This is a genomic window from Geodermatophilus sp. SYSU D00525 (genome assembly GCF_054050475.1).
In genome coordinates this window covers 15,419-30,349 of record NZ_JBJGZK010000027.1, presented here as the reverse complement: position 1 = coordinate 30,349, position 14,931 = coordinate 15,419, and the positions used below count along the sequence as shown (strand labels likewise).

The following is a 14,931-nucleotide window of genomic DNA, read 5'->3' as shown; positions in this document are numbered from 1 at the left end:
CTCAGCCCGCCGTCACGAGCCGGTGCAGCATCGCCCAGGCGTCGTCGGGGGAGGTGGTGTCCTCCAGCGGCTGGCGCAGGAAGGCGTCGATGGCGGGGGAGAGCGCGCGGGCGCGGTCGACCAGCGGGTCGCTGCCGGCCTGGTAGGCGCCGATCTCCACCAGCTCCTTGACGTCGCGCAGCGCGCCCATCAGCCGCCGCATCTCGCGGGCGTCGGCCATCCGCGCGGGCGCGGTGACCGCGCCGGCGACCCGGGAGATCGACTCCAGGACGTCGACGGCGGGGAAGTGGCCGGTGGTGGCCAGCTTCCGGGTGAGCACGACGTGCCCGTCGAGGATCGAGCGGGCGGTGTCGGCGATCGGCTCGTTGTGGTCGTCGCCCTCGACGAGCACGGTGTACAGGCCGGTGATCGAGCCGGTCGCGCCCGGTCCGGCCTTCTCCAGCAGCCGCGGCATCATCGCGAAGACGCTCGGCGGGTAGCCGCGGGTGGCCGGGGGCTCGCCGGCGGACAGGCCGACCTCGCGCTGGGCCATCGCGGTGCGGGTGATCGAGTCCATGAGCAGCAGCACGTCGCGGCCCTGGTCGCGGAAGCCCTCGGCGATGCGGGTGGCCACGAACGCGGCCTTGAGCCGCACCAGCGGCGGCTCGTCGGAGGTGGCGACGACGACGACCGTGCGCGCCATGCCCTCCGCCCCGAGGTTCTCCTCGAGGAACTCCTTCACCTCGCGGCCGCGCTCGCCGATCAGCCCGATGACCCGGACGTCGGCCTCGGTGCCGCGGGTGATCTGCGCGAGCAGCGTGGACTTGCCGACGCCGGAGCCGGCGAAGATGCCCAGCCGCTGGCCCTTGCCGACCGGCACGAGGGTGTCCAGCGCGCGGACGCCGACCGGCAGCGGCTCCTCCACCCGGCGGCGGGACAGCGCGTGCGGCGTCTCGCTGGCCAGGTCGACCCAGTCGACGCCGGGGCCGAGCGGGCCGTGCCCGTCGACCGGGCGGCCCAGGCCGTCGAGCACCCGGCCGAGCAGCGCCTCGCCGACCGGCACCTGCAGCGGCATGCCGGTGTTCCGGACCGGCGCGCCGGCGTGCACGCCGCCGAGCTCGCCCAGCGGCATGCAGGTGAGTCGGTCCCGGGAGACGGCGACCACCTCGGCCATGAGCCCCCGCGGGCCCGGGCCGACCTCGACGAGGTCCCCGACGGCGGCGACGACGCCCTCGACGGTGAGGGTGAGCCCCATGGCGCCGACGACCGAGCCGGTGAGCTGCGGGCGGGCGGCCAGGCGGGCGCGCTGCAGCAGCGCGGCGGTGCTCACGACGACAGCACCGCCCGCACCCGCGCCAGCGCCGCCGACAGCTGGGCGTCGACCCGGCGCGGGCCGCACTCGGCGACCGCGCCGGCCCGCTCCACGGCGTCGTCGCCGACGACGGTGACCGACCGCGGCAGCGCGGCCAGGGCGGCCGGCGGGACCTCGGCGAGGTCGTCGGGGTGCAGCCGGACGACGGCGGGCGCGTCGGCGGGGACGAGGGTCAGCGCGCGGCGGATCGCGTCGACGCCGGCGGTGGTCGAGGCCGACAGCTCGCGGCCGAGCAGGTCCTCGACCAGCGTCAGGACGCCGTCGAGCACCGTGTCGCGGACGTCCTCGGCTGTGGGCACCGCGGCGGTCTCGAGGGCGACGACGGCGGCGCCGAGCGCAGCCGTGGCCGTGGCCATCCGGCGCTCCCAGCGGGCCTGCACGTCGGCCAGCCGGGCGGCCGCCTGTGCCTCGGCCTCCGCCACGACCCGGCCGGCCTCGGCCATGCCCTCGGCGTAGCCGGCGCCGTGCCCCTCGGCGCGGGCGAACTCGCGCAGCCGGGCGAGCTCCTCGGCGTAGACGTCGCCGAGCCGCAGCACGCCGCGGCCGTTGGGCACCGGGACGTCGGCGGCGCGGCGGACCGCCGACCGCCGCTCCACGACCACCTCGGGGGCGCCGTCCACGACGGGCAGCGTCAGGGGCCGGGTCAGCTGCTCGGTCGGCGGCGGGGGCTGCGGAGGGGTCGGCGGGAGGTCCAGGGGCCGGGTCAGCTGCTGGGTCGGCGGATGGGTCACCGCCTGCGGTGTCGGGCGCGGCTCCGGCACCGTCGTCCCCGGCACCTGCCGGTAGGGGGCCGCCGCGCTGGCCGAGGCCCCGCGCAGCAGCACCGACTCCCGTGCCGTGCTCCGGTGGGCGGCCCCGTCCAGGGTCCCGACCCGAGCGTGCGAGGGACGGGGGGCACGGGGTCCTTCAGGCGACGAACTCATCGTCCCCACCGCGCGAGATGGTCAGGACGCCCTGCTCCTCGAGCGTGCGGATGACCGCGACGATCTTGCCCTGCGCCTCCTCGACCGTGCGGGCGCGGACCGGGCCGAGCAGCTCGATCTCCTCGGCGAGGTTCTCGGCGGCGCGCTCGGAGAGGTTCCGGACCACCTTGTCGCGGACGTCGGGGCGCACGCCCTTGAGCGCGGTGGCCAGGTCGTTGGCCTCGACCTCGCGCAGCACCAGCTGCATCGAGCGGTCGTCGATGGTGGTGATGTCCTCGAAGACGAACATCTGCGCGCGCACCTGCTCGGCCAGCTCCGGGTCGGAGGTGTCCAGCCACTCGAGGATCGAACGCTCGGTCGGCCGCGGCGAGCGGTTGATGATCTCCACGAGGGTCTCGACGCCGCCCACGGTGGACATGTCCTGGTGGGCGAGCAGCGACCCCATGCGGCGGCCGAGCTCCTCCTCCACCAGCCGGACCATCTCCGGGGAGGTGCGGTCCATCGTGGCGATCCGGTGGGCCACCTCGGCCTGCTGCTCCGGGGAGAAGCCCGAGAGCACCTCGGCCGACTGCGCGGCCGACAGGTGGGCCAGCACCAGGGCGATGACCTGCGGGTGCTCGTCCTTGAGGAAGGTGACCAGCTGGCGGACGTCGGCGTTGCGCAGCGAGGCGAACGGCACCTCGGTGTAGACGACGTTGAGCCGGGCGAGGATGCCCTCGGCCTTGTCCTCCCCGAGGCCGGCGGCCAGGATCTCGCGGGCGAAGTCGACGCCGCCGCGGCCCACGTACCGCTGCGCGGCCATCATCTGCGAGAACTCGGTGAGGACGCCGTCGACGTCGTCGGGCTCGACCGCGCCGAGCTTCATGATCTCGCGGGTGAGGGCCTCGACCTCGCGCGGGCGCAGCTTGGACAGCAGCAGCCCGGCCTCCTCCTTGCTCATCTGGGCGAGGAAGACGGCGGCCTTGCGCAGGCCGGGCATCTCGGGACGCGGGGGAGCCGGCGGCAGCGCGGGCAGGTTGGTCCCGCCCGCGCCCACCAGCTGCTCGACCGGTGCGAGCGTCACAGTTCCTCCTCGCCGGCGCTCGTCGGTACTGCGACGCGCGTCGCTCCGTCCATGAGTGATCTCGCGAGCTCGGTCACTTCACGTCACTCAGCCAGCCGCGCAGCATCTGCGCCACCTCGTCCGGACGTTCGCTGACCATCGTCGCGATCTCCCCCCGCACCCGCTGCCGCTCCGCGGCCTCCAGTTCCAGCGCCCGGTTGTCCAGGACGGCGGTGTCGTCCCGCGAGCTGGACACCCGCAGCCGCTCGAGCTCGGCGATCAGGCCCTCGTCGAGCTCCAGCGGCTCGTCGTCCTCGTCGTCCTCGTCGTCGCCACGGCGGCGCGAGCGCAGCCACACGACGAGGACCAGCAGCGCGATGCCGAGGGCGATGCCGCCGTTCTTGACCAGCGACCACATCTGCGCCTGCTGCTCGGCCTCGCGGGCCGCGGTCATCTCCGCGGCGGCGGCGTCGGCGGCGGTGGTGTCGAAGGCGAGCGAGGCGACGCTGATGTCGTCGCCGCGCGCCGTGTCCAGGCCGACGGCGTTGCCGATGAGGTCCTGCACCTGGGCCTGGTTGAGGTTGCCGGCCACCGTGTCGTTGAGGACCACCGCGACGGTGAGCCGGTTGACCTCCCCGGGCGCGGTGACGGTGTTGGTGACCGTCTGGTCCACGGAGTTGTTCGCCGTCGTCGACTCGGTCGAGTAGGTGGAGGTGCCGCCGCCGGTGCCGTTCGCGGCGTCGGCGGTGTTCTCGGGGCCGAGCACGCCGCCGACGGCCGTGCCGTCGCCGGTGTACTGCTCGGTCGAGGTCTGCTCGGAGACCGGCGGGGTGCCCTCGGTGTAGCCGTAGGTCGTCGCGGTGCTGTCGCTCTGCGACATGTCCAGGTCGGCGCGCACGGCGACGCGGGCGTTGCCGGGGCCGAGGACGGTGTCGAGGATGGCCTGGGCGTTGGACGCCAGGCGGCCCTCGTAGTCGGTCTCCATCTGCGAGCGGGCGTCGCCGGAGGCGGCGCTCACACCCTGGCCGGCGGCCGAGAGCAGCTGGCCGGTCGAGTCGGAGACGGTGACCTGCGCCGGGTCCATGCCCTCGACGCTGGAGGAGACCAGGTTGGTGATCGACTGGATCTGCTCGCCGGAGAGCTCGGTGCCCGGCGCGAGGTCCAGGAGCACCGAGGCGGTCGGCTCGCCCTCGTCGGAGGCGAAGACCTCGTCCTCGGGCAGCGCGACGTGGACCACCGCGGTCTGCACGCCGTCGAGCGCCTCCAGGGTGTTGGCCAGCTCGCCCTCGATGGCGCGCTGGTACTGCACCTGCTGCTGGAACTCACTGGTGGTGATGCCCTGCTCGTCGAGCAGCGCGTACCCGGTGTCCGAGCCGGCCGGCAGGCCCTTGCCGCTCATCTGCAGCCGCAGGTCGTAGACCTGCTCGTTGGGCACGAGGATGGTGCCGCCGCCGTCGGAGAGCTCGTAGGAGACGCCGGCGGCGTTGAGCTCGTCGACGATCGCCGAGGCGTCGGTCGAGGCCAGGTTGGAGAACAGCGGCGCCATGGTCGGCGTCGTGATCCAGCGGTAGAAGAAGAAGCCGCCCAGAGCCAGCCCGACGACCAGCAGGCCGATGACGACCTTCTGGCCCAGGCTGATGGTGGCGAGCGTGCTCCGCAGCTTCGCCAGCGGCCCAGCGAGTGCGGCAGGCATCAGACGGGCATCCTCATGATCTCGGTGAAGGCCTCGACCGCCTTGTTCTTGATGGTCACGACCATCTCGGTGGCCACGGAGGCCTCCTGCGCGGCGATCATGTAGTCGTGCACGTCACGCAGGTCGCCGGTGGCGCCCTGGACGGCGAGGGCGTCCTTGGCCGACTGCAGGCTGCCCAGCCGGTCGAGCGCGCCGGTCAGCGCGGCCGCGAAGCCCTCGCCCGACGTGGAGGCCGCCGGGGCCGCGGCCGCCGTGCCGGCGGTCCCGCCGAGGGCACCGATCGTCGGGATGCCGGGCAGCGAGATGCCGTCGATGGGGGAGCTCACGGTCAGCCCTTCCCGAGCTGGAGGGCGGCCTGGTAGGCGGTGGTCGCCCGGTCCAGGGACGCCAGGTTCGCCTGGTAGCCGCGCTGGGCCATGATCAGCTGGGTCATCTGGTCGCCGAGGTCGATGTCCGGGTACCGGACGTAGCCCTCGGCGTCGGCCAGCGGGTGGTCGGGCTCGTACACGAGCCGGCCCTCGCCGCTGCCGAACTCGGCCCGGGCGATGCGCACGCCGCCCTCGCCGGAGCCGTAGTCCACGGCCTGCGCGACGACCATGCGCTCCCGGAACGCCTCGCCGTCGGTCGAGCTGACCGTGTTGATGTTGGAGATGTTGTCCGAGACGGCGTCCATCCAGCGACGGTGGACGGAGAGTCCGGACCCGGAGATGTCGAGGCTGTCGAACACGTCAGGACGTCCTCAGGGCCGTGCGCAGACCGCTGTACTTGCCGTCGAGCGCGGTGAGCGCGAACTGGTAGCGCAGGCCGGTCTCGGTGGCGATGACCGTCTCGCTGTCGAGGTTGACGTTGTTGCCGTCCTCGCGGGTCGGCTCGAACGAGCGCGCGATCGAGCCGCCGGAGACCGTGGGCGTCCTGCCCTGGCGCAGCTCGGTGCGCAGCGAGGACTCGAAGTCGGTGCGGCCGGCGAGGAAGCCCGGGGTCTGGACGTTGGCGATGTTGTCCGCCGTCACGCGCTGGCGCTGGGCCAGACCGCTCAGCGCCGCGTGCAGCGTCGTCATCGTGACGTCGCTGATCGTCATCGGGTGGACCGCCGGCGGGCAGGACGGCAGGACACGACTGGCCTCCGGGTACGTCGGGGACCCCGGCGCGCGAGCGCAGGGGAGGGGCCGCCGATCCGTGGCGAGAGTGGTGCTGTCCGTGCAGGACCGTTCTCGGCAGCGGTCCGTCACACCTTGACCACGTTCCGTGACTCGCGTGACGGGTGTGACGGATGGCCAGGACGGGCCGGGTGCGCACTCACGGGGCCGGTGGCGCCTCCCGAGCCGCCATCCGCGTGCAGGAGGCGGTCCCGGCCCGGGGACGACGACGGCCGGGCCCGCCGTGAGGCGGACCCGGCCGGGTCGGGACGTTGTGGAGTCGTGCCAGTCGGGGTCAGAGCGCCCTGTCGATGAAGGCGGCCACCGGGCGGGGCCGGTAGGCCATCCGCGCGGCGACGTCGCGCTGGCGCTGGGACTGGGTGATCCGCTCGACGAGCTCCTCGGCGACGGCGAGCTGGTGCTGCAGCAACCGGGCGGCCCGCTCGCGCAGGTCGGTCGGCACCGGGCCCAGCACGGTCGGCGGGGTCCAGTCCTCCATGCGCCGGCCCCAGGCGGCGATCTCCTCGGCGCGGTTGCCGCGGATGGCCCGCTCGGCGTCGAGGACCTCGACCTCCATCTCCTCGAGGACGCTGGCCCACTCCGCGCGGCGCTGCGCGTCCGCGGAGTGCGCCGCGGTCATGCGGTGCCCGCCAGGCCGGCGGCGGCCTGGCGCCAGGCGTCCCGCAGCGGCTCGACGACCTGCAGGCACGAGCGCACCCGGTTGGCGTCCTGCTTGACGATCGCCTGGTTGAGCTCGGCGATCAGCCAGTTGTAGAGCGCGGCGAGGCGGGGGCCGCCCTCCCAGGCGTCGACCCGCAGGCTGCCGAGCAGCTCGAAGACGATGTCCTGGGCGTGGCGCACCTGCTCGCGCGCGTCGGCGCGCCGGCCCTCGGCCAGCGCCGTCCGGGCGCGCTCGAGGTCCAGGGCCAGGCGGTCGTAGAGCATCACCAGCACCTGCTGCGGCGAGGCGGTGCTCACGGCGTCGCCGAGGTAGCGGGAGCGGAGGGAGGCGGCGGTCATCGGGGGAGCTCCTGGATCGGGGACGGGGGAGCGGGGATCAGGAGAGATCGGGTCAGGCCAGGCTGGAGAGCTGGCCGGCCAGCCAGGACGACTGCGACTTCAGCGAGCTGAGGGCGGTCTCCATGGCGGTGAACTGCCTGGTCAGGGTCTCCTTGCGGGCCGCCAGGCGCAGGTCCCAGTCGGCGATCCGCACCTGGATGTCCTTCGCGAGGTCGTCCCGACCCCTGGCGAGCAGGGTGAGCGTTCCGGTGGTCGCATCCGTGGTCCGCTTGGCCAGTTCCTGCATGCGAGTCGCCACGCCCGGGGCGCCCGTGGCCGTGCCGGCGAACGCGGTCCTGGTCGTGGCCGGGTCGGCCTGCAGCGCGCCTAGGAACGTGTCCTTGCTGAACTGGACCTTCCCGTCACGGGTGAGCTGGATGCCGTAGGTGCCGGGGGAGCCGAGACCCGCGACGACGTCGGAGACCGCCCTGAGGACCTGGCCGGTGAGCTGGCGCAGGCTGCTGTCGCCCGCCAGCGCGGCGGCGGAGTCCTTCCCGTTGGCCGACTGGGTGGCGATCTCGGAGAGCGCGGCGTTGACAGCGTCCACGAACGCCTGCACCTTCGCGGCGACGGCATCGGGGTCGGCGCTGACGTCCACGGTGACCTGGGCGGCGTCCTCGCGGGTGACCGTGACGGTCCCGCCGGGGACCACACCGGTGAAGGTGTTCGTGGCAGAGGTGATCTCGAGGCCGCCGCTGTCCCCGAGGGCGATCTTCGCGTCCTTGCCCTGGCGCAGCTCGGTGAAGCCGCTGCCGAGGGAGAACTCGCCGGCCGCGCCGGTGCTCCTGGCGCTGACCTGCAGCTTGTACTGGCCGGGGGAGACCTGCAGCACGGTCGCCTGCAGCCCGAAGCTGCTGGCGTTGATGGCGGCTGCGGTGTCGTCGAGCGAGCCGGTGCCGACGGTGATGGTGCCCTTGACCGTCGTACCGTCGGGGCCGTAGACGGTGAGGCCCGAGTAGACACCGGCCGTCGTGGTCGACGGCTGCGCCGTGGAGCCGACGACGGCGTGCGCGGCGGCGACCGACTTGACGGTGAAGGTGATCGAGCCGGTCTGCGGCGTGCCGGTGACGGCCACGGCGACGGCACTGCTCGAGCTGGTCGCCTTGGCGGCGGTCCAGGTGGCGTCCTTGCCCAGGGCCTCCGCGGCGGTGCGCACCGCGTCGACCTTGGTGTTGATCTTGCGGTAGGCCTCGGCCGCCTTCTGCGTCTCGGTCAGCCGGGTCTTGAGCCGTGTCTGAGCGGTTCCCTCGGCGGCCACGAGCTGGGCGATGAGGCTCGTGGTGTCGAGACCCGAGATCAGGCCGTCGACGCTCAGGCTCGCCATCGCTCGCCTCCAGGGGACGGGTCCGGTGGGACGGGTGTGGTTCGGTCCAGGTGTGCAGTGAGGGGGGAGGCGTACGCCTCCCCCCTCACCGGGTGGTGCTGGTCCTGCTGCCTGTCAGGCGCTCAGGCCCCGCGTCAGCGGAGGAGCTGCAGGACGCCCTGCGAGCTCTGGTTCGCCTGCGCCAGCATCGCGGTGCCGGCCTGCGACAGGATCTGCGAGCGGGTGAAGGACACCATCTCCTGGGCCATGTCGGTGTCGCGGATGCGGCTCTCCGACGCGGTCAGGTTCTCGACGGCGACGTTCACGTTGTTGAGGGTGTGCTCGAACCGGTTCTGGATCGCACCGAGCTCCGCACGCTGGGTCGAGACCTCGGTGATCGCGGCCTGCAGCGTGTTGCTGTTGGCGATGTCGATCGCAGCCATCGCCGTCCCCGCCGTGAAGTCCGCGGCTGCGGTGGTGGAGATGGCGATGACGTCACCGTTGTCGAAGCCGACCTGGAAGGTCTTGGCGGCGCCGTTGAACACCAGGTTGCCGTTGAACTTGGTGTTGTCCTGGATGCGGCCGATCTCGGTCTCCAGGGCGTCGAACTCCGCCTGCAGGGCAGCCTTCGACTGGGTGCTCTGCGTGCCGTTGTTGTACTGCACGGAGAGGTCGTTCATCCGCTGGAGCATGGAGTGGACCTCGGTCAGCGCACCCTCAGCGGTCTGGGCGAGGGAGACGCCGTCCTGGGCGTTGCGGGCACCGACCTTCAGGCCACCGATCTGGGCGCGCAGCCCCTCGGAGATGGCCAGGCCGGCCGCGTCGTCGGCAGCCCGGTTGATGCGCAGACCGCTGGACAGCTTCTCCAGCGACTTGCCCATCGCCGTGTCGGTGGACGACAGGTTCCGGTAGGCGTTGAACGCGGCGATGTTGTTGTTGACGCGCAGACCCATGGTGTTCCTCCTTGGAATGGGGTCTTCCTGGTTCCCGCTGCATCCGTGCTGCGGGCCTTGCAGGTGGTGTTACGGCTGGGGCCGGCCGGCTCTTGAGGCGAACCCGCGACTTTTTCCGGCCGGTCTCACTCAGGCGGGGCGGGCGGTTCCGTAGGCCGCCTGCCAGCCGGTCCGCGGGCGGGGGATCGGCGGCACGGCACGGTCCGCCGGGACGCGGCCGGCCACCCGGTCGACGTAGAGCCGCTGCTGGTTGCGCGCCCGGACCCCGCCGTCGGCGGGCACCGTCCGGCCCTCCCAGACCTCGCTCATCGCCGCGTGCAGCAGGGTCAGCGCGCGGGCGCGCATCTGCGAGACGCGGGAGAGCGTGACGCCGAGGTCGGCGGCGATGTCGGTGAGCGACTCCCCGCCGAAGAAGTTGCGCTCCACGACCTCGTCGAGCCGGTCGGGCAGCGCGCGGATGGCGTCCTGCAGGTAGCGGGCACGCTCGCCGCGCAGCACCGCCCGCTCGGGGGACTCGCCGGGGTCGGGCAGGTCCAGCGTGCCGCCCTCCGCGCCGGTCTCGGCGTCGATGCTCACCATGACGGCGCGGTGGACGTCGACCTGCAGCGCGTCGAGGTCCTCGCGGCGCACGCCGAGAGCCGCGGCGAGCTCCTCGCGCGTCGGCGGCCGGCCCAGCCGGATGGTCAGCGCGTCGGACGCGGCGTCGGTGCGGCGGGCGGCGGCCCGGACCGAGCGGCTGGCCCAGTCGCCCGAGCGCAGCTCGTCGAGGACGGCGCCCTGCAGGCGGGGGAGGGCGTAGGTGGCGAACGTCGCGCCGGCCGACGGGTCGAACCGGCGGGCCACCTCGACCAGCGCCACCTTCGCGCAGGACAGGAGGTCCTCCCGGCTGACGTGGCCGGGCAGCGAGATGCGCGAGGCCACCGCGTTGACCGCGAACGAGCACAGGGGCAGGTGCTCGGTGACGAGCGCCTCGACCTCCGACGCCGGACGCACGGCGTCGGGCGCGGCGGCGGTCTGCTGCGGGGGAGCGGTGCGCGCGGTGGCCGTGCGGTCGGTCACCGGGGAGCGGGCTGCTGGCACGGTCCCTCTCTCGGCAGGGACCGCACCGTCCCGGACGCACAACTCCTGCCAATCCCGGGAACTCGGCTTGAGGGCCGCTTGCCCGCTGCCGACCGTCTGTCCGCGAAGGCGGGGACACCGCCGGGAGACGAGGGAGGCGGTGGCGGACGTGGACTTCCAGCACCTGTCGACGCTGCTGTGGCGCGAGCAGGAGCTGCTCGACCTGCTGCTGTTCAAGGCGGAGGAGAAGCAGTACCTGATCCTGTCCGGCAAGACCCGCTGGCTGGCCCGGATCGCCCACGAGATCGAGGTCGTCCTCGACCAGCTGCGCGTCCTCGAGGTCGAGCGGGCCGCCGCCACCGAGGCGATCGCCGTCCGGCTGGGCACCGGGGTCAACCCGTCGCTGCGCCAGCTGGCCGAGGCCGCGCCCGCGCCGTGGAACGACCTGCTGGCCAAGCACCACGAGGCCCTGCTCGTCCTGGTCACCGACCTGCGCAGCCTCTCCGACGCCAACCGCGAGCTCATCGAGGGCGGCCTGTCCGCGATCGGCGACGCGCTGCTGTCGGTCCGCCACCCCACGGCCGGCACCTACGGCGCCACCGGCCGCTCCGAGCACGGGTCCTCCCGCGCGGTCACCCTGGACGGAGCCCTGTGAGCACCTTCTCCGGCCTCAACACGGCGTCGACGGCGCTGTGGGCCGCCCAGCGCGGCCTCGACGTCACCGGCCAGAACATCGCCAACGTCAACACCGCCGGCTACTCCCGCCAGCGCGTGGACCAGACCGCCATGGGCGGCACCGCCGTCCCGGCGATCCACTCGGTCAGCACCGGCGTGGACGGCGGCGTCGACTCCGACAGGGTCCGCCGCGTCCGCGACGCCTTCCTCGAGGCCCGCGCGCAGCTCGAGACCTCGGCGAGCGCGCAGCTCACCGCGGAGGCCGACGCGCTCTCGCAGATCGAGGACGCGTTCCGCGAGCCCGGCGACACCGGCCTGCAGAGCATGCTGTCCGACGTCTGGGCCGGCTTCTCCGACCTGGCCGACAGCCCCCTCACCCTCGCCTCGCGCAGCCAGGTGCTCGAGCGGCTCGACGTCCTCGCCGACGGCATCCGCACCACCCGCGCCGCGCTGGACCAGCAGTGGGGGCAGACCCGCGACGGCCTGCAGGCCCTGGTCGCCGACGTGAACACCGCGGCCGCCTCGGTCGCCGAGCTCAACGGCGCCATCCGGCAGGCCACCCTGTCCGGCCTGCCGGTCAACGAGCTGTCCGACCGGCGCGACGCGCTGGTCCTGCAGCTGTCGCAGAGCATCGGCGCCACCGCCGTGCCGCGGGCCGACGGCGTCGTCGACGTGACCGTCGGCGGCACCAGCCTGGTCGCCGGCAGCACCGCCACCGCCGTCCGGCTGGCCGGCTCGGACGACGCCGACGGCGTCGGCGCCGACGCGCCGCGGCTGGAGACCCGGCCCGGCGGCTCGACGCTGCGCGTGGGCGGCACCGCGGCCGGCCGGCTCACCGCCCTGACGCAGACGGTCCCGGCCTACCGCACGCAGCTCGACGGGTTCGCCCGCTCGGTCGCGGCGACGTTCAACGCCGCGCACACCGGCGGGTACGACCTGACCGGGGCGCCCGGGCAGGCGCTGTTCGACACCGGCGGGTCCGGCACCGTGGTCACCGCCGCCAACCTCACCCTGCGCCCGCTCACCCCGCAGCAGGTCGCCGCGGCGACGACGCCGCCGTCTGGTGCCGGCAACGCGCCGTCGGCCGACGGCGACAACGCCGACGCCTTCTTCCAGCTGAGCCTGGACCCCGCCGGCCTGGACGCGGCCTACCGCAAGCTCGTGGTGGCCCTGGGCGTCGAGTCCTCCGTGGCCACGCGCAACGCCGAGGTCCAGTCCGTGGTGTCCGCGCAGGTCGACGCCGCCCGGGAGTCGACCTCCGGCGTCAACCTCGACGAGGAGATGACCAACATGCTGTCGTTCCAGCACGCCTACAGCGCCGCCGCGCGGATGGTGAGCGCGATCGACGAGGCGCTGGACACCCTCATCAACCGCACCGGCGTCGTGGGCCGGTGACCGGGATGCGCATCACGCAGCGGGCCGTCGCGCAGACCGCCCTGCAGGGCCTCAACCGCAACCTCGCCGACCTGGGCAAGCTGCAGGAGCAGCTCACCTCCGGCAAGGTCGTCAGCCGGCCCTCGGACTCGCCGACCGCCGTCAACCGGTCCCTGCAGATCCGCAAGGACCAGGCCGCGACCGAGCAGTACGCGCGGGGCATCTCCGACGCGCAGAGCTGGATGGAGATCACCGACACGGCCCTGACGTCCGTGATCACGCAGGTGCGCCGGGTCCGGGACCTCACCGTGCAGGCGACCAACGGCACGATGACGGAGAGCAGCCGCACCGCGATCGCCACCGAGGTGGCCGCGCTCCGGGAGAGCCTGCTCGGCCTGGCGAACGAGAACGTCGACGGGCGCCCGGTCTTCGGCGGCGTCACCAGCGGCAAGCAGGCGTACCGGGACGACGGCACCTGGGTCGGAGTGGGCAGCGCCGACGGGACCGGCGTCGTCCCCATCACGCGGCGGATCTCCAACGACGAGCGCGTCCGCATCGACGTCACCGGCGTCGAGGCCTTCGGCCCGCCCGGGAGCGACCTGTTCGCCGTCGTGGGGAAGATCGCCACCGACGTCCGGGCCGGGGCCTCGGTCCAGGACGACCTCGCCGCCCTCGACGCGGCGACGGACCGGCTGCTCACCGCGCTCTCGACGATCGGTGCCCGCGCCGCCCGCATCGACAACGCCGCGCAGGTCAACTCCGACCGGTCGCTGGCGCTGCAGAAACAGCTCGCCAACGTCGAGGACGTCGACCTGCCGAAGACGATCATGCAGCTGCAGTTCCAGCAGACCGGCTACCAGGCCGCGCTGCAGGCGACCGCCCAGGTCATCCAGCCCTCGCTCGCGGACTTCCTGCGGTGACCCTCGCGCCGGTCGTCACCCTGCCACTGCTGGGCATGGTGTCCTCGCTGCCCGGCTTCCCCGACTTCCGCGACTACGTGCTCGTCACGGCCGACGGGGACGGGTTGCTGTTCTGGCTGCAGTCCCTGGACGCCGACGGTCCGCGGTTCCTGGCCGTCCCCCCGGCCCGGTGGTTCCCGGACTACGCGCCCGTGCTGCCGGCCCCGGTGCTGGCCGACCTGGACCTCGCGGACCCGGCCGACGCCTCGCTGTTCTGCCTGGTCACCGTGCCGGCCGAGGGCCCGGCGGCGGCGACGGTGAACCTGCGCGCCCCCGTCGTGCTCAACCCGGCGAACTGGCGGGCCACCCAGGTCGTGCTCCCCGACGGCAGTCATCCGATCCGGCGTCCCCTGCGCCGATAGAGGAGGGGAGCGGGTCCGCCCGCTCGACCCCCGCTCCCGGGCGGGGATGCCAGGAGGCCGTCACACACACCCATGGAGGGGTACCCGTGCTCACACTGACCCGCAGCGTCGGCGAGACCATCCGCATCGGCGACGACATCGAGGTGCACGTCGTCGAGGTCCGCGGCGGCACCGTCCGGCTCGGCTTCAAGGCCCCGCGCGAGGTGACCATCCACCGCGAGGAGGTCTACCGGCAGATCGCCGAGGCCAACCTGCTCGCCGCGCAGGTCACCGCGGACACGCTCGGCGCGCTCGCGGCCTTCGCGCCGCAGGCCGCCGGCTCCGCCGCCTCCGCCCCGGCAGCTCCCACCCGGGTCGGGGAGCGGCCCGCCCCGCCGGAGTCGCCGGCGCGCTGACGACACGCCACCGACGGCGGGTCCGCGGCTCGGCAACAGTCGCCGATGCGCGGGCCCGCCGGACCGGCCACGACACCGGGACGGGCAAGACCTGACGAAGGTCGGCCCGCAGATTGCACAGGGCACGGCGAGTTGTGTGCCGGTCACTGTCCGCTCATGCGCCAGAGTTGCCCCCGAGCACGACACAGGGGGCGATGAGGATGCAGCACAGCGTGATGGCAGGGACCCAGCAGGCCGACGAGACCGTCGTCGTCCACGTCCAGCTGCGGCCGCGCCGCGGGTCCACCCGGCGCTGCCTGGCCGAGCTGACCGCGCTCGCCGCCGCGCACCCGTCGGTCGCCTTCTCGGTCAGCGGGCTCGGCAAGGACGACCGCGTCGTCCGCGTCACCGTCGGCGTGGAGCTCGGCCCCCGCGAGGCGATCGCCCGCTTCTCGCCGCAGGCGCAGGCCGCCTACGCCTTCGTCAGCGACCTGTTCACGGTCCTGTACGACCACATGCCGGTGTACGCCGCCGAGCCCTCCGCCGCCGAGCGCGCCGCCGCCGAGGTCCTCCTCCGGGCCGACGACGCCGACCTCGAGGCCCCGGCCGGCGCGTTCCCCCTCGAGGGCGTCCCCGCCTGACGCCCCACCCCTCGCCGACGCCTTCCC

At 73.8% G+C, this 14,931-nt stretch carries 18 protein-coding genes; 6 read left to right on the top strand and 12 right to left on the bottom strand.

All coding sequences use genetic code 11. The features are described from left to right. Position 1: 1 nt before the first annotated feature. The 12 genes from ACI796_RS18940 to ACI796_RS18885 all read right to left on the bottom strand — a co-directional run bounded on the left by ACI796_RS18940 (position 2) and on the right by ACI796_RS18885 (position 10,519). A complete protein-coding gene (locus tag ACI796_RS18940) occupies positions 2–1,309 on the bottom strand; it encodes a FliI/YscN family ATPase (RefSeq protein WP_456942771.1) in 1,308 nt (435 codons plus the stop codon). Next, on the bottom strand, positions 1,306–2,175 hold the full coding sequence (locus ACI796_RS18935) for a FliH/SctL family protein (RefSeq protein ID WP_456942770.1): 870 nt from the start codon (positions 2,173–2,175) through the stop codon (positions 1,306–1,308). Before ACI796_RS18935 ends, ACI796_RS18940 begins: the two co-directional genes overlap by 4 nt. Positions 2,176–2,257: 82 nt before the next feature. Beyond that, positions 2,258–3,337, bottom strand: a complete 1,080-nt coding sequence (gene fliG, locus ACI796_RS18930; RefSeq protein WP_456942769.1) for a flagellar motor switch protein FliG — start codon at positions 3,335–3,337, stop codon at positions 2,258–2,260. Between the two features lie 73 nt (positions 3,338–3,410). Beyond that, on the bottom strand, positions 3,411–5,009 hold the full coding sequence (fliF, locus tag ACI796_RS18925; RefSeq protein ID WP_456942768.1) for a flagellar basal-body MS-ring/collar protein FliF: 1,599 nt from the start codon (positions 5,007–5,009) through the stop codon (positions 3,411–3,413). Next, positions 5,009–5,335: a flagellar hook-basal body complex protein FliE gene (gene fliE / locus ACI796_RS18920; protein WP_456942767.1), complete on the bottom strand. Its 327-nt coding sequence runs from the start codon at positions 5,333–5,335 to the stop codon at positions 5,009–5,011. Before fliE ends, fliF begins: the two co-directional genes overlap by 1 nt. Positions 5,336–5,337: 2 nt before the next feature. Beyond that, positions 5,338–5,736, bottom strand: a complete 399-nt coding sequence (gene flgC, locus ACI796_RS18915; RefSeq protein ID WP_456942766.1) for a flagellar basal body rod protein FlgC — start codon at positions 5,734–5,736, stop codon at positions 5,338–5,340. A 1-nt stretch (position 5,737) separates the two neighbouring features. After that, complete coding sequence (locus tag ACI796_RS18910; RefSeq protein WP_456926415.1) at positions 5,738–6,088, bottom strand: flagellar basal body rod protein FlgB; 351 nt, start codon at positions 6,086–6,088, stop codon at positions 5,738–5,740. A 352-nt stretch (positions 6,089–6,440) separates the two neighbouring features. Next, the gene (locus ACI796_RS18905) at positions 6,441–6,785 is read right to left on the bottom strand and encodes a hypothetical protein (RefSeq protein ID WP_456942765.1); all 345 of its coding nucleotides are present in this window, start codon (positions 6,783–6,785) and stop codon (positions 6,441–6,443) included. Beyond that, positions 6,782–7,165, bottom strand: coding sequence for a flagellar export chaperone FliS (fliS, locus tag ACI796_RS18900; RefSeq protein ID WP_456942764.1), 384 nt, complete (start codon positions 7,163–7,165; stop codon positions 6,782–6,784). The genes ACI796_RS18905 and fliS overlap by 4 nt, the downstream gene beginning before the upstream one ends. A gap of 52 nt (positions 7,166–7,217) precedes the next feature. After that, positions 7,218–8,528, bottom strand: a complete 1,311-nt coding sequence (gene fliD / locus ACI796_RS18895; protein ID WP_456942763.1) for a flagellar filament capping protein FliD — start codon at positions 8,526–8,528, stop codon at positions 7,218–7,220. 134 nt (positions 8,529–8,662) lie between these two features. Next, on the bottom strand, positions 8,663–9,460 hold the full coding sequence (locus ACI796_RS18890; RefSeq protein ID WP_456942762.1) for a flagellin N-terminal helical domain-containing protein: 798 nt from the start codon (positions 9,458–9,460) through the stop codon (positions 8,663–8,665). 129 nt (positions 9,461–9,589) lie between these two features. Beyond that, on the bottom strand, positions 9,590–10,519 hold the full coding sequence (locus tag ACI796_RS18885; RefSeq protein ID WP_456942761.1) for a sigma-70 family RNA polymerase sigma factor: 930 nt from the start codon (positions 10,517–10,519) through the stop codon (positions 9,590–9,592). 160 nt (positions 10,520–10,679) lie between these two features. Here ACI796_RS18885 and ACI796_RS18880 point away from each other — a divergent pair, with 160 nt between their 5' ends. The 6 genes from ACI796_RS18880 to ACI796_RS18855 all read left to right on the top strand — a co-directional run bounded on the left by ACI796_RS18880 (position 10,680) and on the right by ACI796_RS18855 (position 14,904). After that, a complete protein-coding gene (locus tag ACI796_RS18880; RefSeq protein WP_456936949.1) occupies positions 10,680–11,174 on the top strand; it encodes a flagellar protein FlgN in 495 nt (164 codons plus the stop codon). Further along, positions 11,171–12,589: a flagellar hook-associated protein FlgK gene (gene flgK, locus ACI796_RS18875; protein ID WP_456942760.1), complete on the top strand. Its 1,419-nt coding sequence runs from the start codon at positions 11,171–11,173 to the stop codon at positions 12,587–12,589. The genes ACI796_RS18880 and flgK overlap by 4 nt, the downstream gene beginning before the upstream one ends. 5 nt (positions 12,590–12,594) lie before the next feature. Then, on the top strand, positions 12,595–13,488 hold the full coding sequence (gene flgL, locus ACI796_RS18870) for a flagellar hook-associated protein FlgL (RefSeq protein ID WP_456942759.1): 894 nt from the start codon (positions 12,595–12,597) through the stop codon (positions 13,486–13,488). Then, on the top strand, positions 13,485–13,889 hold the full coding sequence (gene fliW, locus ACI796_RS18865; protein ID WP_456942758.1) for a flagellar assembly protein FliW: 405 nt from the start codon (positions 13,485–13,487) through the stop codon (positions 13,887–13,889). The genes flgL and fliW overlap by 4 nt, the downstream gene beginning before the upstream one ends. Before the next feature lie 86 nt (positions 13,890–13,975). Then, entirely contained in the window at positions 13,976–14,284 is a 309-nt protein-coding gene (csrA, locus tag ACI796_RS18860) for a carbon storage regulator CsrA (RefSeq protein ID WP_456942757.1), read from the top strand. Positions 14,285–14,499: 215 nt separating this feature from the next. Then, a complete protein-coding gene (locus ACI796_RS18855) occupies positions 14,500–14,904 on the top strand; it encodes a hypothetical protein (RefSeq protein ID WP_456942756.1) in 405 nt (134 codons plus the stop codon). Positions 14,905–14,931: the final 27 nt, after the last annotated feature.